Origin of the sequence: Jiangella endophytica, from assembly GCF_003427025.1 — a bacterium.
In the GTDB taxonomy this organism is placed as follows: domain Bacteria; phylum Actinomycetota; class Actinomycetes; order Jiangellales; family Jiangellaceae; genus Jiangella; species Jiangella endophytica.
Window position 1 is genome coordinate 1 of record NZ_QVAI01000004.1, and the last position, 24,820, is coordinate 24,820.

Below are 24,820 nucleotides of genomic sequence, written 5' to 3' on the forward strand. Positions count from 1 at the left end.
GTGACGGTCCGGATGCCGATGACGGCCGAGGCGCTGGGCCGGTCCCGGTTCGGCATCTCGCCGTGCGCCGAGGTGGTCGGGAGCCTGCGCGCGCTGCACCGTCCGTCGCCCGGGTCGCCGCACCTGATGCGCTGGCGGGCGCGGGCGCTCGACGCCGTCCCGGGCACCCAGCTGAGCCTGCTCGCGGCGCTGACCGGCAGCACCGTCTACATCCTCGACCTGCTCACACCGCCGCCGGACGCCGCGGTGATGACGATCGACGACGAGGCCTCCGCCATCGCGGCGACGCCGGCCGAACTGACCGAATACCAGCTGGACATCGCGTTCCGCGGCCGCGCGATCCCGCCCGCCGTGGCCGCGAGCGTCGGCGGGCCGGCCCGGTTCGAGGAGCTGCGCCAGCCGATGCCGGCCGTCGTCGCCGAGGCGTTGGCCGGGGGAGTGACGGCATTCGTCAAGCGGCTGGCCGACGCGATGCGCACGTACTTCGAGCGGCTGCTGGCGCCTGACTGGCCGCGGGTGCTGGACGTGCTGACGGCGGACGTCGCCTACCGCGGCGACCGGATCGTGCGGGACGGCGCGCTGGCCCTCCTGGACGACTTCCACCCGTCGGTGCGCTGGGACGACGGCGCGATCCTGGTGCGCAAGCCGTTCGAGCTGGTGGTCGACTGGCCGCACGACGGCCTGCTGCTGATCCCGAGCACGGGGCTGAGCGACGGTGTGCTGCTCAACGCCGAGCGCCCCACGACGCCCTCGATCCTGTACCCGGCCCGCGGCCTGCACGCGCTCTGGTCGACGACGGCGGCGGCGCCGGCCGATCTCGGCGAGCTGATCGGGCACACCCGGGCCACGCTGCTGGCCGCGCTGGACGCCCCGCGCACCACCGCCGAGCTGGGCCGACGCGAGGCGCTGTCGGCTGCGACGATCTCGTACCACCTGGCGATCCTGCACCGCACCGGCCTGGTCGCTCGCCGCCGCTCCGGCCGCCGCGTCGTCTACACCCGCACCGACCTCGCGGCGGCGTTGCTGGGGTAGCCGGCCCGACCGAGAGGTGCTGGAGATACGGGTGCGTGCGGGTGGTGGCGGGTGCGTGCGGGCGTCGGCGGGGGTGGGTCCGGGCGCTGGCGGGGCGCGTGCGGGTGGTCGTGGATGGGTGCCGGTGGTGGCGGGTGCGTGCGGGCGTCGGCGGGGGTGGGTCCGGGCGCTGGCGGGGCGCGTGCGGGTGGTCGCGGATGGGTGCCGACGGTGGCCGGGCACGGTGCGTGCGATGGCCGCAGGTATGTGTCGGCTCTGCCGGGGCGCATGCCGGCGCTGGGGCTGCCGCGCGGCGGCTGGCGTAGCAGCCGACGACAGGTGCGGCACCGGCGGTTGGACGGTGCAGATGGGGCTGCCCGCTGATTGCGTGACCAGTGACCAGTGACCAGTGATCAACGGGCAGTGATCAACGGGCAGTGATCAGCGGGCAGTGATCAGCGGGCAGGCACGTCGCGGGTGGGGGCGTCGATGTGGGGGCGTCGATGTGCGCGGGGAGTGCCGGCCGTGTCGCGGGTGGGGGCGTCGATGTGCGCGGGGAGTGCCGGCCGTGTCGCGGGTGGGGGCGTCGGCCGTGGGGCCGCCGTGACGCGATCGATTCGACCCAGCAGGGTGGAGGCCGGTACAGGTCAGAAGGGCACCACCTCCTGACGAGCGCCGTCGGCCGGTGGGCGGGCGCGGATCGGGCCGACGACTTCTGGCGCGACCGGGTAGCGGCGACCGGCCGGGGTGATCCACCAGGTCGTCCGTTGCGAGTCGGTGGTGACGGCGAACCCGTGCCATGTCTTGGCCCGGTGATGACCGCCGTGAAGTGCCCACGTGTTGTCCGGGCCGGTGTTGCCGCCCTGCGCGAAGGGCACCTGGTGGTCGATCTCGGACTCGGTGGCGGGTCGGTGGCAGGTGGGGAACCGGCAGGTCCGGTCGCGGGCGACGACGTGGGCCGCGAGGCCGGCCGGCGGCGCGTAGGTGGCGCGGCCGTACTCGAGCAGTCGGCCGTCGGCGGGATCGGTGAGCAGCCGGCGCACGGTGGCGTCGCCGGCGATGCGGCGGGCGGTGCCGGCGGTGATGGGGCCGAATCCGGCGAGCTCGCCCGGCGCGTCCTGGGCCCCGGTGAGGACGTCGATCGGCACCGTGACCAGCACAGCGGCGGCCTCGCCTCGAGACCGGCCGAGAACTACCGGCCCGGCGGGGTGCGCCCGAGCCGCGGGACGGGCCGTAGCGGCGGAGTCGGTTGGTGTGCCGGGACTGGTGGGGTGGCCCGGGCTGCTGAGCGTGCCCGGGGCGACGGGCCGGCTGGACGCCGCGATGGCTGAAGGGGCGGCGGGAGCGCGCCGGAGCGGGTCGGGATCGGTGTCGTCGGCTGCGGCACGATCAGCCGGACGTACCTGGAGCATCTGCCCCGCGCTGGTGGGGTGTCGTGGGGTGCTGGGGTGGCCCGGGATGCCGGGTGTGCCGGGGTTAGCGGGTCGGTCCGGGGTGGTGGGGTGGGCCGGTCGGCTCAGGAAGGTTGATCTCGGGTGGCCGGCGGGTGTGGGGGCGGGGGTCGGCGCGGGGTCGCGGGCTGTGCAGGTGGGGTGACAGCAGCCGAGGTGCCCGGACTCGAGTGCCGTCCAGCCCAGGCCGGTGAGGAGGTCGAAGCGCAGTTGGTCGAGGGTGCGCGACTCACCGCTGGCACGAGCGTGGCGGGCGGCGGCATCGGTGGCGGTCCACAGCGCGGCGAGATCTTCGGCAGGTCCGCAGAGCATGAGGGTGGCCATGCCGTCCTCACCACCCGGCGCGGCGGGCTCGGGACGACCGACGTAGCGGCGCTCAGCGGCGCGGCGGCGGCGATCTTCGGCCCCGGTGGGATCGGCGATGATCACCTCACGGCGCAGGCTCCGGTCCAACGACCACCACGTGCGCGTCTCCGCGTCGGGCAGCACGGCCGCCTCGACCTGACGGCGCTGGACGGGGCCGGCCAGACAGCGGGTTCGGTCGGCGATCAGCCGCGCCTTGTCGGCGTCGAGGCGTCCCGCGGCGAGCGCCTCGAAGGTCTCCGGGAGGTCCTCGAGCAACTCGACCGCCAGGGCGACGCGCGCAGTCGCGCGGCCCGGACTCCAGCGCAATGCCAGGGACACTTCGTCGCCGGCGGCCTCGACCGCTCGATGCATGTGCGCGGAGGCCAGCTCAGGAGGAGCGCCGCACCGCTGGTACTCCGGCCGGCCCGCCAGCTCGGCGAAGACGCGCAACAACGCGGCTTCCTCGTGCGCGAGCTGCCGCTGCCGCGCCTGCGCCGCCACGATGAGGTCATGAGGGGACAAAGCCGTGAGGTCGATGCACGCGAGCAGCGCGGCCAGCTCTGCGCCCGGCGGAGCCATGGCCAGACGGTCGATCGGATTGGACACCACGCACGTCCCTTCTCGTCCACGATGAGGATGCGCTCCGATGCTGGAGCGCCATACCACCCGCGTTGGCCCATGGGGCTGGGGTGGACGACCGCAGGGACTGCGACCGTGGACGAGGCGGGGCATCTGGCGTGATGCCCTCTTCGCTGCCCGGGAACCCACTGCTGCCGCTCCCGGTGACGGCTGGATCTTGTTCTGAAGATGATCTTATCGAACAGGTGTGCGGATCGCAAATTCGATGAACTCGAGGAGCGGGCGCGTGGAGCGGCGCGATGCATCGTGGATAGATTGTCGCCCGGCGACAGCGCCTGCGGAGGGAGGGCGGGGTGCGGCGGACGGCGGCGGTGCTCGCGGCGACCGCGCTCCTCGGTATGACCCTGGCGATACCCGTGGCCGCGACCGGCAGCGCCACCGCAGACACCGGCAGCGCGCCTTCATCCGCGACGGGCAGTGCGGCCGCATCACACACGGGCAGCGCCACCGCAGACACCGGCAGCGCGCCTTCATCCGCGACGGGCAGTGCGGCCGCATCACACACGGGCAGCGCCACCGCAGACACCGGCAGCGCGTCTGCATCCGCGACGGGCAGTGCGGCCGCATCACACACGGGCAGCGCCACCGCATCACGCACCCGCAGCGCCATCGCAACACACACGGGCAGCGCGGCCGCATCCGCGACCGGCAGCGCCACCGCTGCAACGCCGTCCGGCACTGCCGAGGTACGGGACAGCGAGTGCCTCGTCGCCGTCCCGGCCGGCGGCGAGTGCGGCGTCCTCACCGTGCCGGAGTACCGCGCCGACCCTGAGAGCCGCACCATCGAGCTGCCGTACGTCCACGTCCGCGCCGAGCATCCGGCCGCGCCGCCGCTGGTGTTCATGAACGGCGGCCCGGGGTCGGGTTCGCTGCAGCTGGCCGGCTATTTCGCCGACGGCCTGGGGCTGCGCGAGACCCGTGACGTCGTCGTGCTGGAGCAGCGGGGCGGCGCCCGCGGCACACCGTCGCTGCAATGCCCGGGCGCGGCCGCCGCGATGGCCGACGCGTTCACCACCACCGATGACCCGTACGAGGAGTTCGAACCGGCCGCGGTCGCGATGCGTGCCTGCCTGGACGACTTCGTGGCCGGCGGCGGCGAACCGCGCGGGTACACCGTCACCGAGACCGCCCAGGACCTGCGCGACCTGCGGGAGGCGCTGGGCTACGACAGCTGGACGGCGTACGGGTTGTCGTGGTCGACGCAGGTGATGGCGGAGCTGGCGCGGATCGACCCGGACGGCGTCGACGCGGTCGTGCTCGACTCGTTCAGCGCGCCGGACCGTGACTTCGCCGCGACCGCGTACGAGGGGCTCGAGCTGTCGCTGGACCGCCTCGGCGAGCGTTCCGGCGGCGACTTCCCGGACCCGTACGCCGACCTGCTGGCGGCCGCGGATCTGCTGGACGCCACCCCGGTCGCCGTCGACGGTCACAACCCGGTGACCGGGCAGCCGCGCACGTTCCGGCTCACCGGCGACGACCTCATCACGTTCGTGCACGCCGGCCTGTACGACGTCGAGCTGCTGCCGGTGATCCCGTACCTGCTGGACCGCCTCGCCGGCGGGAACACGGGCGCGCTGGGCACGCTGGTCGACCTCGGCGTCGAGGAGCTGACCAGCCACACGCTCGGGCAGTACTGGGTCATGCAGTGCCAGGACGAGGTCGCCTACCGCCGGGCCGGCGCCGGACGCGCGTCGCCGCTGATCGAGTGGCTGGTCGCCGACGAGGTGGTCTGCGCCGAGCTGGGGCTGGCGTCACCACCGCTGCCGCCCGCGCCGGTCGCGTTCACCCAGCCGGCGCTGGTGCTGGCCGGGAGCGAGGACCCGGTGACGCCCGCGCCGGTGGCGGACGAGGCGTCGGCCGGGCTGGCGGACCGGCAGTTCCTCGAGTTCGCCGGCGTCGGCCACGCGGTGCTGCTGCAGAGCCGGTGCGGGCGCGAGAGCATCGCCGCCTGGCTGGCCGAGCCGGGGCACGACGTCGCCGACCTGTGCGACCGCGCGACGCCCGCGTACGCCGTCGTCGGCGCGGGAGACCTGCACCCGACGACGCGGGTCGCCCGGGCGGCGCTGGCGGCCGACGACGGCGACTGGCTCGGGGTGGCGCTCCCGGCGGCGTTCGCGCTGCTCTGCGTGGGCTGGCTGGCCGGCTGGCTGGCCCCGGTCGTGGCCGGACGCGGGCGACGTGGCGGCGCGGCCGGGCTGGTCGCCGGAGTCGCGCCGCTGTCGGGCACCGTGTTCCTGCTGGCGGCCGGCGGGCTGGTCTGGGCCGCCGCGGGCTCGCTGCCGACCCAGCTGGTGGTCGGCGTGCCGCGGGCGGTGCCGTGGCTGGGGCTGCTGCTGGTGGCCGGGGCGGCCGCGATCGGGCTCACGGCGCGACGGGCGCCGTCCGCCCGGGCCCGGCTCGCCCTGGCCGGCGCCGGCCTGCTCTGGCTGGCCTTCGCCGCCTGGTTCGTCGTGATGGTCGTTCTGCCCAGCTGACGGCTCGCGTTCCGTTAGAGTGACTGCCGCCGGGCGCACACCGATCAGAGGAACGTTCTGCCGATGAGTTCTGCCGCCCTGGCCACCCGTCTCGCCGTCCTCGTGCTGGCGCTCGCCTCGTGCTCGTCCGACTCGGGCTCCGGCTCCGGCTCGGCCTCCGACGACGCCACCCCCGCCGGCGACGAGGAGTCCGCGTCCGTCGTCGAGGATCTGAGTGCCGACGAGTTCTGCGCCCTGCTGTCCGCCGAGACCATCGAGCAGTCGCTGGGCGTCGTCGTCGAGGGCAGCGAGGGCACCGAGCGTGGCCGGGCGCCGGTCATGCGCTCGCCGTACTTCCTGTCGCGCGAGTGCGACTACAGCTCCGACCTGCCCGCCCTCAACACCCGCCTCTCCACCGAGTGGGACGAGGACGACACCGACCGCGACGTCGTGGACCGCGCCTTCACCGACATCGTGAACGAGACCGTCGGCGACTACGAGGAGGTCGCGGACCTCGGCATCGTCGCGGGTTACGGGCCCAATGCGATGCTCGACGAGGCCGACGTCGCCAGCGCGAGGCTCGAGGTGGTGCTTCGCGCCGGCGACGAGCGCCTGTTGCTGAGTGTGTACACGACCGGCCCCGCCACCCTCGACCAGCTGCGCCCGCTGGCGGAGGAACTGGTCGCCGGCCTGGACTTCTAGCCCTCCAGGCCGTTGCGGGCGACGACGCCCTGGTACCAGTGCGCGGAGTCCTTCCAGGTGCGCTCGAGCGTGTCGTAGTCGACCCGGATGAGGCCGAAGCGACGCTCGAACCCGAAGGACCACTCGAAGTTGTCGAGCAGCGACCACGCGAAGTAGCCGCGGACGTCGGCGCCCTGGTCGATCGCCTGGCCGGTGGCCTCCAGGTGGCGGGCGATGTAGTCGATGCGCAGCGGGTCGTGGACGGCGCCGTCGGGGGAGACGGTGTCGGCGTAGGCGGCGCCGTTCTCGGTGATCATCATCGGCAGGCCGGGGTGCTCGCGGTGCACGCGCAGCAGCAGCTCGGTGAGGCCGCTGGGGTCGATGTTCCAGCCCATGGCGGTGTAGGGGCCCTCGGGACGGACGAACTCGATGTCGTCGGCGCCGACCCAGGGGGAGCCGAGCGCGTCGTCGTGGCCGTCGTCCTCGGAGCGCGGGCCGCTGCCGTCCCAGCGGCGGACCAGGCCGGTCGAGTAGTAGTTGACGCCGAGGACGTCGAGCGGCTGGTTCGCGATGGCGGTGTCGCCGTCGTGCACGAACGACCAGTCGGTGACGTGGGCGGTGTCGGCCAGCAGGTCGGCCGGGTAGGCGCCGTTCAGCAGCGGGCCGGTGAACGCGCGGTTGGCCAGCGCGTCGACCCGGCGGGCGGCGTCGAGGTCGGCCTCGGACGAGGGGTCGACCGGGCGGATGACGTGCAGGTTCAGCGTCACCGAGGCACGCGCCGACGGCAGCACCGAGCGGACCGCCTGCAGGCCCAGGCCGTGCGCGAGGTTGAGGTGGTGGACGGCGGCCAGCGCGGCGGCCGGCTCGGCCCGGCCGGGCGCGTGGGCGCCGGAGGCGTAGCCGAGGTAGGCGCTGCACCACGGCTCGTTCAGCGTGGTCCACAGGTCGACGCGGTCGCCCAGCTCGCGGGCCATGATCTCGGCGTAGTCGGCGAAGCGATAGGCGGTGTCGCGGGTGGCCCAGCCGCCGGCGTCCTCGAGATCCTGAGGCAGGTCCCAGTGGTACAGCGTCAGTACCGGCGCGACGCCCCGCTCGAGCAGGCCGTCGACCAGCCGGGAGTAGAAGTCCAGGCCCTCGCGGTTGGCCGGGCCGCGGCCGCCGGGCTGCACCCGGGGCCAGGCCGTCGAGAACCGGTACGCGCCCAGGCCGAGGTCGGCGATGTGGCCGAGGTCCTCCTGCCAGCGGTGATAGTGGTCGTCGGCGACGTCGCCGGTGTCGCCGTTCAGCGTCTTGCCGGGGGTGCGCGAGAACGTGTCCCAGATGGACGGCCCGCGGCCGCCCTCCTTGGCCGCGCCCTCGATCTGGTACGAGGCCGTGGCCGACCCCCAGAGGAAGCCGTCGGGGAACCGACGGCCGGTGCCGGTGCTCATGTGTCGCGACTCCTAGCGAAGACGTGGCCGGATCAGCCCTGACCTTATCTAAGCTGCGGTGCATGAGCGGCGAGTGGGAATCGTGGCGGCACGGCGCGCGCGCCGACGTGCTGCTGGCCGCGGGCACGCTGCTGTTCGTCGTGCTCACGACGGTGATCGGCCAGGGCGATCCGGTGGCGCTGCGCTCGGTCCCGGCGACCGGCTGGCTGCTGATCGTCGTGGGCTGCGGCGCGCTGGCGTTCCGGCGCCGGTTCCCGGTCTCGGTGGGCATCGCCACGTTGGCGGCGTCGGTGATCTACTACCCGGCCGTCAACCCCGACGGCGCCCTGCTGATCACGTTGATCATCTCCCTGTACTCGCTCGCGTCGGACGGCCGCACGGTCGCGGCGGCGGCCATCGGCGGGCTGGCCATCGCGGGCTCCGCGTTCGGCGAGTACGGCACCGACGAGTCGCCGCTCGGCGACGCGGGGATGTTCCTGCTGGTCAGCTGGCTGGTCGCGGCCGTCGCGATCGGGGCGGTCATGCACAGCACACGGCGCGAGCGCGAGGAGGCGCTGCGTCGCCGGGCGACGGAGGAGCGGCTGCGCATCGCGCGCGAGCTGCACGACGTCCTCGGGCACAACATCTCGCTGATCAACGTCCAGGCCGGCGCCGCGCTGCACGCCCTGTCGCGCGACGGCGCCGACGGCCCGGCCGCCGACGGCCCCGCCGAGGCGCTGGCGGCGATCAAGGAGACCAGCCGCGAGGCGCTGCGCGAGCTGCGCGGCACCCTCGGCGTGCTGCGCCAGGTCGACGAGCAGGCCCCCACGGCGCCCGCGCCGGGGCTGCGCCGGCTCGCCGAACTGGCCGAGCGCAGCCGGGCCGCCGGGCTGGCCGTCGACGTCGCGACCGACGGCTCGCCGGTCGGCCTGACGCCGGCGGTCGACCTCGCGGCGTACCGGATCGTCCAGGAGGCGCTCACCAACGTCACCCGGCACGCCGGTGCGGGGCGGGTGGCGGTCCGGATCGGCTATGGGCGCGATGATGTGACGGTGGACGTGAGCGACGACGGGCGAGGTGCCGGCAGCCGCACCGGCGGCGGCAGCGGCATCACGGGCATGCGGTCGCGGGCCGAGGCGCTCGGCGGCTCGCTGGCCGCGGCCGACCGGCCCGAGGGCGGCTTCCGGGTCACCGCGCGGCTGCCGTACGGGGGCCCGGCGTGACGACGGTGCTGCTGGCCGACGACCAGCGGCTGGTCCGCGCGGGGTTCCGGTCGATCCTCGCCGGCGAGCCCGACCTCGACGTCGTGGGCGAGGCGGCCGACGGCGCGGAGGCGCTGACGCTGGTGGGCGAGTTGCGCCCCGACGTCGTGCTCATGGACGTGCGGATGCCCGAGTTGGACGGGCTGGAGGCGACCCGCCGCATCGTCGCCGACCCCGCGCTGGCCGGCGTGCGCGTCGTCATCCTCACCACGTTCGACCTCGACGACTACGTGTACGGCGCGCTGCGGGCCGGGGCGAGCGGCTTCCTCGTCAAGGACACCGAGCCGATGGAGCTGATCCACGCCGTGCGGGTCGTGGCCCGCGGCGACGCGCTGATCGCGCCGTCGATCACCCGCCGGCTGATCTCCGAGATCGCCGGCCGGGCCGCCAAGCCGGTCCCGAACAGCCGTCTCAACGCGCTCACCGAGCGGGAGCGCGAGGTGCTCGAGCTGGTCGCGGCGGGACTGTCCAACGACGAGATCGCCGACCGCCTGGTGCTGAGCCCGGCCACGGCGAAGACGCACGTCAGCCGCATCCTCACCAAGCTGGGCGCCCGCGACCGCGCCCAGCTGGTCGTCCTCGCCTACGAGGCCGGGCTGGTCACACCCGGCTGGCTGGGCTGACGGCGTCGCCGCCGCGCCACCAGCGCATGCGCGGCGGCGAACGCGACGGCGACGGCGGGAGCCGCCAGCAGCGCCGGTCTGAGACCCGCCGGGGGCAGCAGCAGCCCGAGGACACCCGGCAGCCCCGGCTCGTCGGCCACGCCGGCCGCCGCGTCGACGACGCCCTCGTGCGTCACCACCGCGAGCGTGAACGCGTACCAGGCCGCCAGCAGCGTCGTCGCGGGCCGCGACCGCAACGGCTGGGTGTGCACCTGGAAGTACGCCAGTGCGAAGACCAGCACGAACACCTGGATGGCGTAGATGCGCACCAGCCCCGCGCGCCCGCCGAGCAGGATGTCCGCCGGGTCGGTCGGCGCCTCCCCGGCGATGAAGGTGAGCCCGCTCACGCAGCCGTCGGCGGACGGGCTGCCCGCGCACCACAGCCGTGCGACCGGCTCCGTGACGGCGCTGAGCACGTCGGGGACGACGGTCATGAGCAGGTACGCCACGAGAGCCGCCAGGACGGCGAGGCCGATGCGCCGCCAGAGCGTCGGCGCGGGGCCGCGCAGGAGCACGAGGGCCGACGTGGCGGTGACCCGCACGGTGCCGTCCGGCTCATGGGGCCAGAGCCGGTCGGCGTGTGTGACGAGGACGAGCGTCGCGCCGGCCAGCGCGACCAGCAGGACGTGGCCCGAGGCCTGCTGGGCGTCGGTCAGGATCCGCCCCAGCCGCTCGCCCCGCCCCGCCGCGTCGGCCGCCAGCCCGCCCGCGTCGACGAGCAGCATCGCGGTGAGGTTCGCCAGCGGTGCGACCACCGGCAGGGCCAGCACGACCACCACGGGACGCGTCCAGTCGTCGGCGATCGCCGTCGCCAGCCACCACGACACCGCGAGCAGCAGCGCCACGAACAGCGCCGCCCACAGCAGCTCGGTCAGGTACGCCGGCCAGCCGGACCGGTCGGACAGGAGCAGCGTCGGCGAGACGGTCAGGAAACGGAGGCGGTCGCCGAGCCGCTCCGGCGGCCCGAGCCGGTCGGCCCAGTCGATCTGCGCCGGCAGCGCCGCGACGACCAGCATCGCGACCAGCCCGGCCAGCGCGGTGCGGAGCGGGTGCCCGCGCATCAGTCCTCCCGGATGGGCAGCGGGCCTGTCACGCGGAACGGCGCACCGTCGTTGTCCAGCACGTCGGTGTGCACCTGCTCGCCGTCCCACCAGGTGACGGTCGCCCGCCACTCGGTGTCGTGACCGGCGCTGCGGCCGACGAGCGTGAACGAGTAGAAGTCCTGGGCGCCGACCGTGCGCGGCAGCGTGATCTGCTCGCCGAGCAGGTCCGCCTCGGCCCGGGCCTGTGCCTGCTGGTCGCTGCCCTGCAGGTATCCGATGGGGACGTCGGTGCCGATGGGCAGCGTGTCGAGGTCGACGACGACGAAGTCCGGCTCGTCGCCGTCGTCGGGCTCGCCGCCGCAACCCTGAGCCCGGGACTGCTCGCCGGTGACGGGGTCGGTCCGGCTCAGCACGGTGATGGTGAGGTCGCGCACCTCGATCGGCGCCTCGGCGCTGTGGACGCCGACCTGTGCCTTGACGGAGCCGCGGTGGGTGATGCGGCCGTCGCGCTCCCACCGGGCCAGCTGCCGATTGTCCTTGTTGGCGATGATGTCGTCCACCAGCTCCGCGCTGCGGTCCGGAACCGTCCACACCGAGGTGCAGCCGTTGTTGTCCTGGTCGACCAGCAGGCCGACCTCCGGCCCGGTCGTCGCCGTCCACACGGCGGCCGCCACGGGCGCCAGGACGCCGATCGCCGTCAGCACCAGCGCGTAGAGGCCCAGCCGGTTGGCCAGGCTCAGAGTGGCGTGCCAGTGCTTCAGGCGCGCGAACGGGCTGGGACGTGGAGGCGGCGGCGGTGCGTCGTCCTCGTGGCTCACCTGACTCCCTGCGTCGTCGGTGGGTGCCCGCGAGCCAGTCATCCTAGACAACTCCCGGCGTACGTGATCACCCCTAGGCCGCAACTCCTGGTGTACGTCAGGTGTCCGCTCCAGCCGGACGCGCCGGGCCGTGCCGTCACCCGATGCTGGTCAGCGTCGGAGATCTCCGCACGGACGAGGAAGGAACGAACATGAGGCTGGAACGGCTCGCCGCCTGGTCGCAGCGGCACCACTGGCTGGCCATCGGTCTGTGGCTGGTCGTGCTGGCCGGCGTCACGGTGCTGTCGCAGGCCGTCGGCGACGACTACCACGACGACCACGCGCTGCCGGGCACGGAGTCGCAGCAGCTGTCCGACGCGCTGGAGGACGCCGCGCCCGCGCAGGCCGGCGACTCCGTGCAGGTCGTGCTGCACGACGAGGACGGCGTCGAGGGGCGACGCGACCGCGTCGAGCCGATGCTCGGCGAGCTGAGTACGCTGCCGCACGTCGTCCACGTGTCCAGCCCGTTCGACGCGCCGGGGGCGGTGTCGGCGGACGGGACCGTCGCGTACGCGACGGTGACGCTGGACGGCAGCGCCACGGACGTGCCGGCCGACGCCGTGCGGGAGATCATCGACACCGCTCAGGCGGCCGGCGGCGACGGACTGCGGGTCGAGCTGGGCGGTGATGCCGTCCGAGGGGCCGAGGAGTCCGCCGGCGGGGCCGCCGAGGGCGCCGGCATGCTGGCCGCGCTGGTCATCCTCGTGTTCATGTTCGGCTCGTTCCTGGCCGCGACGCTGCCGCTGATCACCGCGGTCTTCGCCGTCGGCAGCACGCTGGGCGTCATCGTCGTGCTGTCCAACGTCGTGACGATCGCGACGTACACCGCGCCGTTGATGATGCTGGTCGGCATCGGCGTCGGCATCGACTACGCACTGCTGGTGTTCGCCCGCTACCGCTCGGAGCTGCTGGCCGGCGGCGACCGGCAGCAAGCCGCCCGTACGGCACTGGACACCGCCGGCCGCTCGGTGATCTTCGCCGGCTGCACGGTCATCATCGCGCTGCTCGGCCTGTTCGCGCTGGGTCTCGGGTCGCTGCAGGGTGTGGCACTGGCCGTCGCGCTGACCGTGCTGGTCACCATGCTCGCGTCGCTGACGCTGCTGCCTTCGCTGCTGACCGTGTTCGGCCGGCGGATCGAGAAGCGCGTCCTCGCCCACGCCCGGCGGTCGAAGCGGCAGCCGGGCGCGCGGTGGCGGCGGCTGGCCGACGCGGTCCGGCGGCGCCCGCTGCCCCCGCTCGTCGCCGCGGTCGCCGTCCTGCTCGCGCTGTCCGCACCCGCGCTCGGCCTGCGGCTCGGGTTCGCCGACGCCGGCAACGAGGCGTCGTCGTCGACCAGCCGGCAGGCCTACGACCTGCTCGCCGAGGGGTTCGGCCCGGGCTTCAACGGGCCGCTGATCGTGCTGGCGGAGGGCGCGGCCGACGGCGGCGCCGCCCTGGCGGCCGCCCTCGAGGACACCGACGGCGTCGCGGGCGTCGTGCCGCCGCAGCCGCTGCCGGACACCGACCTCGCGCTGGTCGTCACGTTCCCGGAGTCCGCCCCGCAGGACGCCGCGACCGCCGACCTCGTCCACCGGCTGCGCGACGACGTGCTGCCGCCGCTGGCGTCGGAGACCGGCGTGACCTACCTGGTCGGCGGGTCGACCGCGGCCGCCGAGGACTTCGCCGACGCCGTCAGCGACCGGCTGCCGCTGTTCGTCGCCGTCGTCGTCGGGCTGTCCGCGCTGCTGCTGATGGCCGTGTTCCGATCGATCTGGGTCCCGGTGAAGGCGGCCGTGCTGAACCTGCTGAGCATCGGCGCGTCCCTGGGTGTCGTGACGCTGGTGTTCGGCGAAGGGCTGTTCGGCGTGCCCGCCGGCCCGGTCGAGGCGTTCGTCCCGGTGATGATCTTCGCGATCGTGTTCGGCCTGTCGATGGACTACGAGGTCTTCCTGGTGTCGCGGATGCACGAGGAGTGGCGCCGGTCGGGCAACGCCGTCCGCGCCGTCCGGGAGGGTCTGGCCACGACCGGCGGCGTGATCACGGCAGCCGCGGCGATCATGGTCGTGGTGTTCGGGGCGTTCCTGCTCAGCCCGGACCGCATGCTGCAGCAGTTCGGCCTCGGCCTCGCGGTCGCGGTGTTCCTCGACGCCGTCGTCATCCGCTGCCTCATCGTCCCGGCCGTGATGAGCCTGCTGGGGGAGCGGGCGTGGTGGCTGCCGCGCTGGCTGGATCGCATCCTGCCGCACATCGCGCTGGAGCGGCCCGAACCGGCGCGGGGTGACGCCGACGCCGTCACCGCCGGGCAGACGCGGTAGCCGCAGTGGATGTGCTGGAGCTGGCGCGCCTGCAGTTCGCGCTGACCGCGGGCGCCCACTTCCTGTTCGTCTCGCTGACGCTCGGCCTGGCCACCGTCCTCGCCGTCCTGCAGACGCGGGCCACCGTCGGGCGCAGCCCGATCCACGCCCGGATGACCCGGTTCTGGGGCCGGCTCTACGTGACCAACTACGCGATGGGCATCCTCACCGGTCTGGTCATGGAGTTCCAGCTGGGGCTGAGCTGGAGCGGGCTGACGCACTTCGCCGGCAACGTCGTGGGCGCGTCGCTGGCGATGGAGACGCTGGTGGCGTTCTTCGTCGAGTCGACCTTCCTCGGGCTGTGGATCTTCGGCTGGGACAAGCTCAACCGGTGGGCGCACCTGGCCGCGATCTGGGTGGTGACGCTGACCGCGTACGCGTCGGCGTACTGGGTGCTGGTGGCGAACGGGTTCATGCAGCACCCGGTCGGCGCGGCGCCCGGCGAGGACGGGCTGCGGCTCACCGACGCCGCCGCGGTGCTGACGAACCCCAGCACGCTCCAGGCGTTCTGGCACGTGCTGGCCGGTGCGCTCGTCACGGCCGGGTTCTTCGTCGCCGGTGTGAGCGCCTGGCACCTGCTGCGGCGCACGCCGGAGCAGGAGTTCTTCGGCCGGTCGCTGCGGATCGGGGTGTTCGTCGCGGCGCCGGCGCTGTTCGGGTCCGCGATCACCGGCGGCCGGCAGCTGCAGCTGATCGAAGAGATCCAGCCGCACAAATGGGAGGCGTTCTCCGGCGGCGCGGGCCTGGCACGGGCCGGTGCCCTGCTCATGCTGATGGCGTTCGCGGCGATGTTCTTCTTCTCCTTCCTGAACGTCGTCCTGGCGCTGTCGCGGCGGGTCGTCGTGACGGCGCGGCCGTGGCACGTCGCGCTGATCGCGGCGATCCCGCTGCCGTACGTGGCGATGATCTCCGGCTGGGTGTTCCGCGAGGTGGGCCGCCAGCCGTGGGTCGTCGACGGGCTGCTCACCACGCGCGACGCGCTGTCGGACGTGTCGCCGGCGGCGATCCGGTTCTCGTTCGTGACGTTCGTGGGCGTGTTCGCGGTGCTGATCGCCGTCAACGGGTGGCTGCTGGCGCGGCAGGCCCGGCGCGGGCCGGAACCGGCGACGGCGCCGCTGGAGGTGCTCGTATGACGGAGACACTCGCCGCGGCGCTGTTCGGCTTCTTCGCCACCGGGTACTTCGTGCTCGGCGGCGCGGACATCGGCACCGGGATGATGCTGCCGTTCCTCGGCCGCGACGGCGCCGAGCGGCGGCAGGTCGTGGCCGCGATCGTGCCGTTCTTCCTCGCCGACGAGGTGTGGCTGGTCGCCACCGCCGGGCTGTTGATCGGGGCGTTCCCCGCCCTGGAGGCCGAACTCTTCTCCGGGCTGTACCCGCTGATCGTCGTGCTCGTCGCCGCCTGGATCATCCGCGACGTCGGGCTGTGGGCACGGGACCGGGCCTGGCCGGCGGCCTGCGACGTCGCGGTGACGGTCGGCTCCTGGACGGTGGCGGGCGCCTGGGCGTGGATCCTGGCCGGGCTGCTGACCGGCGTGACCGACGGCGTCGCCGGCGGCGCGGCGGTGGCACTGCTCGGCGCCGTCGTCGTCGCGCTGTTCGCTCTGCACGGGCTGTCCTTCGCCGGGCTGCGGCTCACCGGCCGTCCGCACGAGCGGGCCCGGGCACTGGCCGGCCCGGTGGGGGACCGGGCGACGTTCGCGCTGACGGCGGTCGTGCTGGCCGCGGCGCCGCTCGCCGCCGGCGCCCGGCTGGAGTTCGCGGGCGCCGCCGCCGACGACGCCACACTGCGGCTGCTGGTGCCCGCGGTCTGCGCAGTTCTGCCGTTGCTCCTGGCCGGGCAGGCGATGACGTGGTGGGTGTTCCGCCACCGCGTCGCGACACCCGCCGGCGCACCCTAGGACGGGCGGCGGACCTCGGCGTGGAAGCAGCCGAACTCGACGGCCCGCACGTGGACGACCTCGACCGCCGGGTCGGCGAACAGGTCGTCCAGCGCGGCGGCCGCGACGTCCGCGGCGTGGCCGGGCGCGGGGGAGACCAGCCGGCCGCCGACGATGTGGCCGCGCTTGTCGTAGCCGCGGTACACCCGCCTGGCCGACGCGACCTCGGCCGGGAAGCCGTCGTGCCGAGGGCCGCCGCACGCGCGCGCGTGCAGGAACACCGGGCCGGTCTCGTCGTAGGCGCCCGGGTCCGCGCCGTGCTCCTCGGCCCACCGGCGCAGCGGCGCGTACGTCACCAGCACCAGGCTGTCGCCCGGCACGCTGCGGGCCAGGCAGCAGCGCAGCGGCGCGCCGCCGTCGACGTCGGTGAACGGCTCGCGGGTCAGCCCGGCGTCGTCCCGCTCGCGCAGCCGGGCGGTGACGTCGGCGGGGATCGGGCGGTACTCGTAGCTGCTCATGCCTCCAGCGTCGCGGCCGGGCGCGGGCCGTGCTGGCGGGAATCGGACGGGGCGTCGGCCTGCCTACGATGACCTGGTGCCCGGACTCCCGCTTCCGCTGACCACCGACCGCCTGACCCTGCGCCCGCACGTCGAGGCCGACCTCGACGAGCTGCACCGCCTGCACGCCCACCCCGACGTCGCCCGCTACATGTTGTGGGAGCCGTGGCAGCGGGGCTACGCCATCGAGCGGCTCGGCCGCCGCCTGCAGCAGACCACCCCCGTCGCCGACGGCGACTCGCTCGACCTCGCGGTCCTGCGCAGCGCCGACGACACCTACGTCGGCGAGGTGCACCTGCACGTCGTCAGCGCGGAACAGCAGTGCGCCGAGATCGGCTTCGCGTTCCACCCGGAGCACCACGGCCACGGCTACGCCCGCGAGGCGGCGACGGCGATGCTGGGGCTGGCGTTCGACCCGCTCGGCTTCCGCCGCGTCATCGGCCGCTGCGCCGCAGCCAACGCCGCGTCCGCCGGCCTGATGGAGCGGCTCGGCATGCGGCGCGAGGCGCACCTCGTCGAGAATCAGCTCGTCAAGGGCGAGTGGGTGAGCGAGTACGACTACGCGATGCTTGCCCGCGAGTGGGCGGCCCGTTAGACCAGGCCGGCGTCGTGCACGAGCAGCGCGATCTGCACGCGGTTGTTGAGGTCGAGCTTCGTGAGCACCCGCGACACGTGCGCCTTCACCGTCGCGACGCTCATGAACAGCTCCGTGCTGATCTCGGCGTTGGATCGGCCGTGGGCGATGGCGACGGCGACCTCCAGCTCGCGCTCCGACAGCTCGGCCAGCTGTGTCTCCGCGCGCTGCGTGCGGCCGCCGCCGTCGCCGTCGGACACGTGCGCGATGAGCTGCCGGGTGACCGACGGCGACAGGATCGGCTCGCCGGCCGCGGCGCGACGGACCGCGGCGACGATGTCGCCCGGCGGCGTGTCCTTCAGCAGGAAGCCGGTCGCGCCGGCCCGCAGCGCGCGCAACACGTGGTCGTCGGTGTCGAACGTGGTGAGGATGACGATCTCCGGCGGGTCGGTGCGCCGCCGCAGCGACTCGGTGGCGGCCAGTCCGTCGACCCGCGGCATGCGGATGTCCATGAGGACGACGTCGGGCCGGGCCGCCTCGACCATGGCGGGCACCTCGGCGCCGTCGGCCGCCTCGCCGACGATCTCGAGGTCGGGCACGCCGGCCAGCATCATCGACAGCCCGGCCCGGACGAGAGCGTCGTCGTCGACGATGAGAATCCTGGTGACAGCGGTCGCGGGCTCGGACGTCATGCGGGCCACGGTAGCCAGGCGTGGACGCGGAAGTCGCCGTCACGGGTGATTCCGTGCTCCAGCGATCCGCCGGCCAGCTCGACCCGTTCGGCCAGTCCGATGAGCCCGGTGCCGGTGCCGGGGATGTCGCCCGCCGAGCCGAAGTCGCCCGACCCGACCGGCAGGCGGTTGCGCACCTCGACCGCCAGCCCGCCGCCGGGCCCGCCGGTCAGTGTGACGATGACGCCGGTGCCGCGCGCGTGCTTGCGCACGTTGGTGAGCGCCTCCTGCACGACGCGGTAGGCACAGCGCGCCACGACCGCGGGCGGTTCGGCGCCGTCGCCGGCCACCTCCTCGACGACCGTGACCCGCATGCCGGCCTGCCGGGACTCCTCGACCAGCGCCGGCAGCTGGGCGAGCGTGGGCTGCGGCCGGTCGGGGTCGTCGTCGGACGACGGTGCCCGCAGCACGCCGATGATCTCGCGGAGGTCCTGCAGCGCCTGGTGCGCGCTGGCCCGGATGACCCCGGCAGCGTTCGCGACGTCCGCGCGCGGGGCGTCGGGGCGGTACTCCAGCGCGCCGGCGTGCACGCTGAGCAGCGAGATGCGATGGGCGAGGACGTCGTGCATCTCGCGGGCGATGCGCTCGCGCTCGAGGTGCCGGGCCCGCTCGACCCGCAGCGCCGACTCGGCCTCGGCCTGGTAGGCCCGCTCGCGCAGCGACAGGACCAGCTGCCGCCGCGAGCGCACCAGCATGCCCCAGAGCGTGACGGCGACGACCCCGAAGATGGTGAGCAGCGCGGCCCAGCGGTAGGCCAGCTCGGGGTCGGGATAGACCTGGTAGAAGACCAAGCCGGTGCAGACGTGCATGCCGGCGACCGCGGCGGCCACCGCCCAGCGGCGGTGCACCGCGACGGTGAACAGCAGGACGATCGCGGCGCCCGCCGCCGAGGACGCCGCGATGGACAGCAGCGCGATGCCGACCGCCAGGTGCACCGGCCAGCGGCGCCGCCACCACAGCGTGAGGCAGGCCGCCGCGCCGAGGATCAGGTCGATCAGTGCGACCAGCTCGGGCGGGTCGTTCTGCATCGCGGCGTCGTAGGTCATGAGCCCGATGAACACGGCGACCAGGAAGCACAGGGTGTCGACGATCCAGTCGCGCACCGACCGGCGCACCCGGCCGCGCCGGGAGGGATCGGCGGTGTCGGGATCGACCCGCAGCACGCCCGGCAGCAGCGACGGCAGCTCGGGACTGCCGGCCGCGGGAACCGGGGCATGGGTCGTCATGAGACACCACGCTACGAGCCGATCGGCCTGCGCGGGTAGCGACGAAGGTCGATCGGGCCCTAGACCAAGGTCGCGGTGCGGCATCCTTCGGGCCGACGCGCGGAGCCGGGTCCGGCGGCCAGAGTGGATGCCATGATCACTGTCGAGCACCTGACGAAGCGGTACGGGGCCTTCACCGCCGCGAACGACGTGTCGTTCACGTGCGTCCCCGGCACCGTCACCGGCTTCCTCGGCCCGAACGGCGCGGGGAAGTCCACCACCATGCGGATGATCGCCGGCCTGACCCCGCCCACGTCGGGCACCTCCACCGTCAACGGCGTCGCTTTCCGCGACCTGCCGAACCCGGGCCGCCACATCGGCGTCCTGCTCGACGCGTCGGCCCAGCACGCCGGCCGCACGGGCCGCGAGATCCTGTCGCTGTCGGCCCAGGTGCTCGGCGTCGGCTCCAAGCGGGTCGACGCCATGCTCGAGCTGGTCGGCCTCGCCGGCACGGCCGAGAAGCGCCGCGTCGGCAACTACTCGCTCGGCATGCGCCAGCGGCTCGGCCTGGCGCACGCGCTGCTCGGCGACCCGACCGTGCTGATGCTCGACGAGCCGGCCAACGGCCTCGACCCCGAGGGCATCTTCTGGATGCGCGGCGTCTTGCGCGATTTCGCCGACCGCGGCGGCACCGTCATGCTCTCGTCGCATCTGCTTCGCGAGGTCGAGGCCGTCGCCGACCACCTGGTGGTCATCGGCTCGGGCAAGATCGTCGCCGACGGCTCCAAGGACGAGCTGCTGCACGCCGGCGGGCTCTACGTCCGCGGGCTCGAGCCCGCCCCGCTGGAGAAGGCGCTCACCGAGGCCGGGCTCTCCGTCCAGCCCACCCGCGACGGCGGCTTCAGCGTCGCCTCCGACCCCGAGACCGTCGGACGCGCGGCGCTCGCCGCGGGCGTCGTCCTGCTGGAGCTGCGCGCCGCCGACTCCGGCGGCCTCGAGGAGATGTTCCTCCGCCTGACCTCGAACCACGACTCGTCGAAGGGTGCCGCCTGATGTCCGCCGCCACCTCCACTCCCGCCGCCGGCACGCGCCGGCCGGTCCGCGTCTCGCGCCCGTCGCTGGCCCGGCTGACCGCCGTCGAACTGCGCAAGGCCACCGACACCCGGGCCGGGTTCTGGCTGCTCGCCGTCATCGCGCTGGTCGCGCTGGGCATGGTCCTCATCCAGATCTTCACCGGCAGCGCCGAGGACCGCAGGTTCTCCGAGTTCCTCGGCGGCGCCCAGCTCCCGGTCGGCATCCTGCTGCCGGTCGTCGGCATCCTGGCCGTCACCGGCGAGTGGTCGCAGCGCACCACGCTGACCACGTTCGCGCTGGAGCCGCGGCGGGAACGGGTCATCGCGGCCAAGGTGTCCGCGGCGGTCCTGATGGCCGTCGGCGCCGTCGTCGCCAGCGTCGCCTGGGCCGCGCTGGCCAACCTCGTCGCGCCGCTGATCACCGACGCCGACGGCAGTTGGGGCTTCAGCGCCGAGGGCTTCGGCCGGGTGCTGCTGTTCCAGGTCATCAACGTGCTGGTCGGCACCGCGTTCGGTCTGGCACTGCTGAGCACGCCGCTGGCCATCGTGCTGTTCTTCGTGCTGCCCACCGTGTGGACCATCCTCGGCAGCACCATCTCCGCGCTGAAGACGCCGGCCGAGTGGCTCGACTACACCAGCACCACCATGCCGCTGCTCGACGGCGACCTCAGCGGCGAGGCGTGGGGGCAGCTGGGCACGTCGCTGGCACTCTGGCTGGTGGTCCCGCTGGTCTTCGGCCTGTGGCGGGTCATACGGTCGGAGATCAAGTAGGCAGCCGGAGCGGATCGGGAGAGCGCTCGATGAGTGGAACGACGAACGGCCCGGGCGGCGAGACGGTGGTCGGCCGCCCGGGCTGGGAGGCGGTACTGGCCCGGGTCGGGTTCCCGGTGCTGGGCGTGCTGGTCGGGCTGGGCGTCGGCCCGCTGGCCGACTGGGCGGTCGACACCTCGTGGATCCCCGGCTTCGGCCCCATCAGGTTCATCGCCGAGCTGCCGCAGCCGGGCGGGACCATCGCGACGGTCGCCGCGGGCCTGGTGCTCGGCGTCCTCCTGGCGTTGACGGCCGAGGGCGAGGTGCTGCGCGTCGGCGTCGGGTCGTCGGCCGTCACGCTGACCCGCGACGGCAAGACCCGCACCATCGCCCGCGGCGACGTCACCGCCGTCTTCGCCGACGGCAAGGAGCTGGTGCTGATCTCGCGCGCCGGACTCGAGCTGGCCCGCGAGAAGTCCGACCTCGCGCCGGCGAGGCTGGCGGCCGCGTTCGGCGAGCAGGGCTATCCGTGGCGGCCCGACGGCGACCCGCACCGCGACCAGTACCGTCGCTGGGTGCCCGACGAGCCGGAGCTGCCGGCCGGCGCCAACGCCGTGCTCAAGGCGCGGGCCGTCGCACTGGAGAAGGGCGAGCAGACCGACCTCGCCGAGCTGCGCGAGGAGCTGGGCAAGCTCGGCGTCGTGGTGCGTGACCAGGACAAGCGGCAGTACTGGCGGCGTGCCAGGATAGGCGGATGACGCAGACCCCCGCCGCGCCGCCGAGCACCGCCGACGCCGAGGTCGTCGACCTCTGCCGCGACCTGCTGCGCATCGACACCTCGAACTTCGGCGACAGCAGCGGCCCCGGCGAGCGCAAGGCCGCCGAGTACGTGGCCGAGCAGCTCGCCGAGGCCGGGCTCGACCCGGTCGTGTTCGAGTCCGAGCCCGGGCGCACCACCGTCGTCGCCCGGGTCGAGGGAGCCGACCCCGACCGCTCCGACGCGCTGCTCCTGCACGGTCACCTCGACGTCGTCCCGGCCGACGCCGCCGACTGGACGCACCACCCGTTCTCCGGCGAGATCGCCGACGACTGCCTGTGGGGGCGCGGCGCCGTCGACATGAAGGACATGGACGCCATGATCCTGTCGGTCGTGCGCGACCGTCTGCGAACGGGACGGCGTCCGGCCCGCCCGCTCGTCCTGGCGTTCCTGGCCGACGAGGAGGCCGGCGGCGTGCTCGGCGCCCACTGGGCCGTCGACCACCGCCCGGAGCTGTTCGAGGGCGTCACCGAGGCCATCAGCGAGGTCGGAGGGTTCAGCCTCACCGTCAACGACGACCTCCGGCTCTACCTGGTCGAGACCGCCCAGAAGGGCATCGACTGGATGAAGCTCACGGTCGAGGGCCGGGCCGGCCACGGTTCCATGGTCAGCGCCGGCAATGCCGTGACCGAGCTCGCCGAGGCGGTCGCGCGGGTCGGCCGCTACGAGTGGCCGGTGCGGCTCACCCCGACGGTGCGCTCGTTCCTCGAGGAGGCCGGCCAGGCGTTCGGTGTCGAGTTCGATCCCGACGACCCCGAGGCCGTGCTCGGGCAGCTCGGCAACGTCGGGCGCATCGTGGGCGCCACCCTGCGCAACAGCACCAACCCCACCATGCTCAAGGCCGGCTACAAGCACAACGTCATCCCCGGCCGCGCCGAGGCCTACATCGACGGCCGCTTCCTGCCCGGCCAGGAGGAGGAGTACGCCGCCACCCTCGACGAGATCCTCGGGCCGGACATCCGGCGCGAGGCGCTGGTGCACGACATCGCCGTCGAGACCACGTTCGACGGCCCACTCGTCGACGCCATGAGCGCCGCGCTGCTGGCCGAGGACCCCGGCGCCCGGGCCGTTCCGTACTGCCTCTCCGGCGGCACCGACGCCAAGGCGTTCAGCCTGCTGGGCATCCGCAACTTCGGCTTCGCGCCGCTGCGGCTCCCGCCCGACCTCGACTTCGCCGGCATGTTCCACGGCGTCGACGAACGCGTCCCCGTCGACGGCCTCCGGTTCGGGGCCCGCGTCGTCGACCGTTTCCTCGACCTCGCGTGACAATCTGTTACCTCTCCCTGGAATACCTGCTCGTGATGTAGCCTGCGTCCGACATTTCGGACGCACACTCTCGTGCATTCTTCTGGGGGCACCCTTTGAGGTTCATCGGGCGGACCACGGTCCGCGCATTGGCCGGAGCCGGCCTGATCGGGGCGACCGCCCTCGGTCTGGCCGCTCCCGCAGCCGCTGACGAACTGACGCTCGACTTCATCGTCGACGTGCAGGAGATCTCCGGCTACGCGGGCAGCACGGTGCAGGCCTACACCTCTGTCGCGAACGACCGCGGACTCGACATCGACGGCTGGAGCGCCGACTTCACCGTGCCGGATGGCGCCACGATCACCGGCATCGCCGGCGAGGAGTTCGCCGACGGCACCGAACGGCCCGACGAGGGCTGCGCACTGGTGACACCGCAGCGGGTCGAGTGCCACACGAGCGCCACGCTGGGCCACGTCGACAACGTCGACACCCTCTTCGAGGTCGCGCTCCCCGCCGGCGCCTCGGGCGTCATCGGCGCGGCCACGTATACCGTCACGCCCGACGAGGGCGCGGCGAAGACCGCCGAGGCCGACGTCACGGTCCTGGAGCCGCTCGAGCCCGACCTCGTCGCGACCCTCGGGCCGGACTTCGACATCGCGGCGCCGCCTGGGGCGGGGTTCGACCAGATCCTCGAGGTCACCAGTCTCGGTGGCGACATGGCCGGTGGCTCGATCGACCTCACCCTGGTCGGGGGCGTCACCCTGACGGGCATCACCGGGCTCGACCTGGTCGACGGCGGCGCCCGCCCGGACGAGGGTTGTGTCGTCGTCGACGCGCAGGTGCAGTGCCACACGAACGCGACGCTCGCCCAGGGAGCCACCACCGAGATCACGTTCCACCTGCTGATGCCGGCGACCGCGGAGCGCTCGAAGCTGGGCGACGCCACGGTCACGGTCACCGGCGACAACGGCGGCACGGCCTCGGACACGCAGGCGGTCTACCTCGACGTCGACCCGCGCGTACTCGAGGTGACCGCGACGCCGTCGGTGGCGGGCGCGGCCGGCGACGTCGTCGAGATCGTGGTGGACGCGGCCAACGGCGGCCCGATCGGCGTGGCCTCCCGGGTCGTGGACCTGGTCGTTCCGGAGGGCGCCACGATCGTCGGCGTCGAGGGGTTCGAGCTCGTGGACGAGAGCACCTGGCCGGACGAGGGCTGTGCCCTGCTGTCGCCGCGGCAGGTCGAGTGCGCGCGCACCAGCCCGCCGCTCCTCACGGGCGAGGCCGAGCAGTGGACGATCGAGGTCCGCCTGGACGACGACGCCGCCACCGGCGAGCTGGGTGCCGCGCAGCTGACCTACCGGGGCGGCGACGAGTTCTACGAGGCCGAGACCGTCGTGACGGTCACGGCGGGCGGCGGCACGGCGTCGGGCGGTGACGGTGAGGAACTGCCGGACACCGGCACGAGCAGCACCACCGTCGCCCTCGCCGCGGTCGCGTTGCTGCTGGCCGGCGGCGCGGCGATGACGCTGCGGTCGCGTCGGGCCTGACGATATGCACGCCCGACGCTCTGGCCGGGGCGGTCAGAGCGTCGGGCGGACCCGCAGGATCTTGCGTCGGAGCACGATCTTGCGCGTGCCGTCGGGGTGGAGGCGCAGCCGAGCGAGTTCCCAGTGGCCGTGCTCCGCCTGCTCGGTCAGCAGGCGCCGTGCCGCGCCACGCGAGGTGGTGCGGGGGAGTGAGATGTGCCGGAACTCGTACTCGGTGGCCGGGACTCGGGAATTGAGGCTTCTCGCCACCGACCATTCCATTTACGTATCTTGCCACGGCAGGACCGGGTACGGTC

The 24,820-nt window shown here is 73.9% G+C and carries 22 protein-coding genes; 14 read left to right on the plus strand and 8 right to left on the minus strand.

Annotated elements, in window-relative coordinates:
* Nucleotides 1-1,032, plus strand: a 1,032-nt coding sequence (locus DZA62_RS09480; protein WP_157987572.1) for an ArsR/SmtB family transcription factor, incomplete at its 5' end; no start/stop codon positions are given.
* A 626-nt stretch (nucleotides 1,033-1,658) separates the two neighbouring features.
* Here the strand turns inward: DZA62_RS09480 and DZA62_RS09485 are convergent.
* Entirely contained in the window at nucleotides 1,659-3,413 is a 1,755-nt protein-coding gene (locus DZA62_RS09485; RefSeq protein ID WP_198663591.1) for an HNH endonuclease signature motif containing protein, read from the minus strand.
* Between the two features lie 779 nt (nucleotides 3,414-4,192).
* Between DZA62_RS09485 and DZA62_RS09490 the strand changes: the two genes are divergently transcribed.
* Entirely contained in the window at nucleotides 4,193-5,920 is a 1,728-nt protein-coding gene (locus DZA62_RS09490; RefSeq protein WP_157987573.1) for an alpha/beta fold hydrolase, read from the plus strand.
* A 63-nt stretch (nucleotides 5,921-5,983) separates the two neighbouring features.
* On the plus strand, nucleotides 5,984-6,601 hold the full coding sequence (locus tag DZA62_RS09495) for a hypothetical protein (RefSeq protein ID WP_116948653.1): 618 nt from the start codon (nucleotides 5,984-5,986) through the stop codon (nucleotides 6,599-6,601).
* On the opposite strand, the gene DZA62_RS09500 is transcribed toward DZA62_RS09495, so the two are convergent.
* Nucleotides 6,598-8,010 (minus strand): GH1 family beta-glucosidase, encoded by a 1,413-nt coding sequence (locus tag DZA62_RS09500; protein WP_116948654.1) that lies wholly within the window; start codon nucleotides 8,008-8,010, stop codon nucleotides 6,598-6,600. The genes DZA62_RS09495 and DZA62_RS09500 overlap by 4 nt on opposite strands.
* A 62-nt stretch (nucleotides 8,011-8,072) precedes the next feature.
* Between DZA62_RS09500 and DZA62_RS09505 the strand changes: the two genes are divergently transcribed.
* Nucleotides 8,073-9,212 (plus strand): sensor histidine kinase, encoded by a 1,140-nt coding sequence (locus DZA62_RS09505; protein ID WP_116948655.1) that lies wholly within the window; start codon nucleotides 8,073-8,075, stop codon nucleotides 9,210-9,212.
* Entirely contained in the window at nucleotides 9,209-9,874 is a 666-nt protein-coding gene (locus DZA62_RS09510; RefSeq protein ID WP_116948656.1) for a response regulator, read from the plus strand. Before DZA62_RS09505 ends, DZA62_RS09510 begins: the two co-directional genes overlap by 4 nt.
* Here DZA62_RS09510 and DZA62_RS09515 read toward each other — a convergent pair.
* Both DZA62_RS09515 and DZA62_RS09520 read right to left on the minus strand, forming a co-directional pair.
* Nucleotides 9,835-10,974, minus strand: a complete 1,140-nt coding sequence (locus tag DZA62_RS09515) for a hypothetical protein (RefSeq protein WP_116948657.1) — start codon at nucleotides 10,972-10,974, stop codon at nucleotides 9,835-9,837. The two genes, DZA62_RS09510 and DZA62_RS09515, sit on opposite strands and share 40 nt — an antisense overlap.
* On the minus strand, nucleotides 10,974-11,774 hold the full coding sequence (locus DZA62_RS09520) for a hypothetical protein (RefSeq protein ID WP_116948658.1): 801 nt from the start codon (nucleotides 11,772-11,774) through the stop codon (nucleotides 10,974-10,976). Before DZA62_RS09520 ends, DZA62_RS09515 begins: the two co-directional genes overlap by 1 nt.
* Nucleotides 11,775-11,965: 191 nt before the next feature.
* Here DZA62_RS09520 and DZA62_RS09525 point away from each other — a divergent pair, with 191 nt between their 5' ends.
* Genes DZA62_RS09525 through DZA62_RS09535 form a run of 3 tightly spaced genes read left to right on the plus strand, consistent with a single transcriptional unit; the run spans nucleotide 11,966 to nucleotide 16,046 of the window.
* Nucleotides 11,966-14,107, plus strand: coding sequence for an MMPL family transporter (locus DZA62_RS09525; RefSeq protein ID WP_198663592.1), 2,142 nt, complete (start codon nucleotides 11,966-11,968; stop codon nucleotides 14,105-14,107).
* A 5-nt stretch (nucleotides 14,108-14,112) separates the two neighbouring features.
* Complete coding sequence (locus tag DZA62_RS09530) at nucleotides 14,113-15,279, plus strand: cytochrome ubiquinol oxidase subunit I (protein WP_116948659.1); 1,167 nt, start codon at nucleotides 14,113-14,115, stop codon at nucleotides 15,277-15,279.
* Nucleotides 15,276-16,046 (plus strand): cytochrome d ubiquinol oxidase subunit II, encoded by a 771-nt coding sequence (locus DZA62_RS09535; RefSeq protein WP_116948660.1) that lies wholly within the window; start codon nucleotides 15,276-15,278, stop codon nucleotides 16,044-16,046. Before DZA62_RS09530 ends, DZA62_RS09535 begins: the two co-directional genes overlap by 4 nt.
* Here the strand turns inward: DZA62_RS09535 and DZA62_RS09540 are convergent.
* Nucleotides 16,043-16,543: a DUF1203 domain-containing protein gene (locus tag DZA62_RS09540; RefSeq protein ID WP_116948661.1), complete on the minus strand. Its 501-nt coding sequence runs from the start codon at nucleotides 16,541-16,543 to the stop codon at nucleotides 16,043-16,045. The genes DZA62_RS09535 and DZA62_RS09540 overlap by 4 nt on opposite strands.
* Nucleotides 16,544-16,619: 76 nt before the next feature.
* Here DZA62_RS09540 and DZA62_RS09545 point away from each other — a divergent pair, with 76 nt between their 5' ends.
* Nucleotides 16,620-17,177, plus strand: a complete 558-nt coding sequence (locus DZA62_RS09545) for a GNAT family N-acetyltransferase (protein WP_198663593.1) — start codon at nucleotides 16,620-16,622, stop codon at nucleotides 17,175-17,177.
* On the opposite strand, the gene DZA62_RS09550 is transcribed toward DZA62_RS09545, so the two are convergent.
* Both DZA62_RS09550 and DZA62_RS09555 read right to left on the minus strand, forming a co-directional pair.
* Entirely contained in the window at nucleotides 17,174-17,848 is a 675-nt protein-coding gene (locus tag DZA62_RS09550; RefSeq protein WP_116949063.1) for a response regulator, read from the minus strand. The genes DZA62_RS09545 and DZA62_RS09550 overlap by 4 nt on opposite strands.
* Nucleotides 17,845-19,113: a sensor histidine kinase gene (locus tag DZA62_RS09555; RefSeq protein WP_116948663.1), complete on the minus strand. Its 1,269-nt coding sequence runs from the start codon at nucleotides 19,111-19,113 to the stop codon at nucleotides 17,845-17,847. The genes DZA62_RS09550 and DZA62_RS09555 overlap by 4 nt, the downstream gene beginning before the upstream one ends.
* Nucleotides 19,114-19,245: 132 nt before the next feature.
* On the opposite strand from DZA62_RS09555, the gene DZA62_RS09560 reads away from it, so the two are divergent.
* The 5 genes from DZA62_RS09560 to DZA62_RS09580 all read left to right on the plus strand — a co-directional run bounded on the left by DZA62_RS09560 (nucleotide 19,246) and on the right by DZA62_RS09580 (nucleotide 24,524).
* Nucleotides 19,246-20,145 (plus strand): ABC transporter ATP-binding protein, encoded by a 900-nt coding sequence (locus DZA62_RS09560; protein ID WP_116948664.1) that lies wholly within the window; start codon nucleotides 19,246-19,248, stop codon nucleotides 20,143-20,145.
* Nucleotides 20,145-20,936, plus strand: a complete 792-nt coding sequence (locus tag DZA62_RS09565) for an ABC transporter permease subunit (protein ID WP_116948665.1) — start codon at nucleotides 20,145-20,147, stop codon at nucleotides 20,934-20,936. Before DZA62_RS09560 ends, DZA62_RS09565 begins: the two co-directional genes overlap by 1 nt.
* A 29-nt stretch (nucleotides 20,937-20,965) precedes the next feature.
* On the plus strand, nucleotides 20,966-21,673 hold the full coding sequence (locus DZA62_RS09570; RefSeq protein WP_116948666.1) for a YqeB family protein: 708 nt from the start codon (nucleotides 20,966-20,968) through the stop codon (nucleotides 21,671-21,673).
* Nucleotides 21,670-22,998 carry a M20/M25/M40 family metallo-hydrolase gene (locus DZA62_RS09575; protein WP_116948667.1) on the plus strand — a complete coding sequence of 443 codons (1,329 nt, stop codon included), beginning with the start codon at nucleotides 21,670-21,672 and terminating at the stop codon, nucleotides 22,996-22,998. The genes DZA62_RS09570 and DZA62_RS09575 overlap by 4 nt, the downstream gene beginning before the upstream one ends.
* A 128-nt stretch (nucleotides 22,999-23,126) precedes the next feature.
* Entirely contained in the window at nucleotides 23,127-24,524 is a 1,398-nt protein-coding gene (locus tag DZA62_RS09580; protein ID WP_116948668.1) for an LPXTG cell wall anchor domain-containing protein, read from the plus strand.
* A gap of 33 nt (nucleotides 24,525-24,557) precedes the next feature.
* Here the strand turns inward: DZA62_RS09580 and DZA62_RS09585 are convergent, their stop codons facing one another.
* On the minus strand, nucleotides 24,558-24,773 hold the full coding sequence (locus DZA62_RS09585) for a DUF5703 family protein (RefSeq protein WP_232827331.1): 216 nt from the start codon (nucleotides 24,771-24,773) through the stop codon (nucleotides 24,558-24,560).
* Nucleotides 24,774-24,820: the final 47 nt, after the last annotated feature.

Coding starts and splice junctions, on each gene's coding strand:
- DZA62_RS09495 (WP_116948653.1), top strand. CDS start 5,984: ATGAGTTCTGCCGCCCTGGCCACCCGTCTCGCCGTCCTCGTGCTGGCG.
- DZA62_RS09500 (WP_116948654.1), bottom strand. CDS start 8,010: ATGAGCACCGGCACCGGCCGTCGGTTCCCCGACGGCTTCCTCTGGGGG.
- DZA62_RS09505 (WP_116948655.1), top strand. CDS start 8,073: ATGAGCGGCGAGTGGGAATCGTGGCGGCACGGCGCGCGCGCCGACGTG.
- DZA62_RS09515 (WP_116948657.1), bottom strand. CDS start 10,974: ATGCGCGGGCACCCGCTCCGCACCGCGCTGGCCGGGCTGGTCGCGATG.
- DZA62_RS09525 (WP_198663592.1), top strand. CDS start 11,966: ATGAGGCTGGAACGGCTCGCCGCCTGGTCGCAGCGGCACCACTGGCTG.
- DZA62_RS09535 (WP_116948660.1), top strand. CDS start 15,276: ATGACGGAGACACTCGCCGCGGCGCTGTTCGGCTTCTTCGCCACCGGG.
- DZA62_RS09540 (WP_116948661.1), bottom strand. CDS start 16,543: ATGAGCAGCTACGAGTACCGCCCGATCCCCGCCGACGTCACCGCCCGG.
- DZA62_RS09550 (WP_116949063.1), bottom strand. CDS start 17,848: ATGACGTCCGAGCCCGCGACCGCTGTCACCAGGATTCTCATCGTCGAC.
- DZA62_RS09555 (WP_116948663.1), bottom strand. CDS start 19,113: ATGACGACCCATGCCCCGGTTCCCGCGGCCGGCAGTCCCGAGCTGCCG.
- DZA62_RS09560 (WP_116948664.1), top strand. CDS start 19,246: ATGATCACTGTCGAGCACCTGACGAAGCGGTACGGGGCCTTCACCGCC.
- DZA62_RS09565 (WP_116948665.1), top strand. CDS start 20,145: ATGTCCGCCGCCACCTCCACTCCCGCCGCCGGCACGCGCCGGCCGGTC.
- DZA62_RS09570 (WP_116948666.1), top strand. CDS start 20,966: ATGAGTGGAACGACGAACGGCCCGGGCGGCGAGACGGTGGTCGGCCGC.
- DZA62_RS09575 (WP_116948667.1), top strand. CDS start 21,670: ATGACGCAGACCCCCGCCGCGCCGCCGAGCACCGCCGACGCCGAGGTC.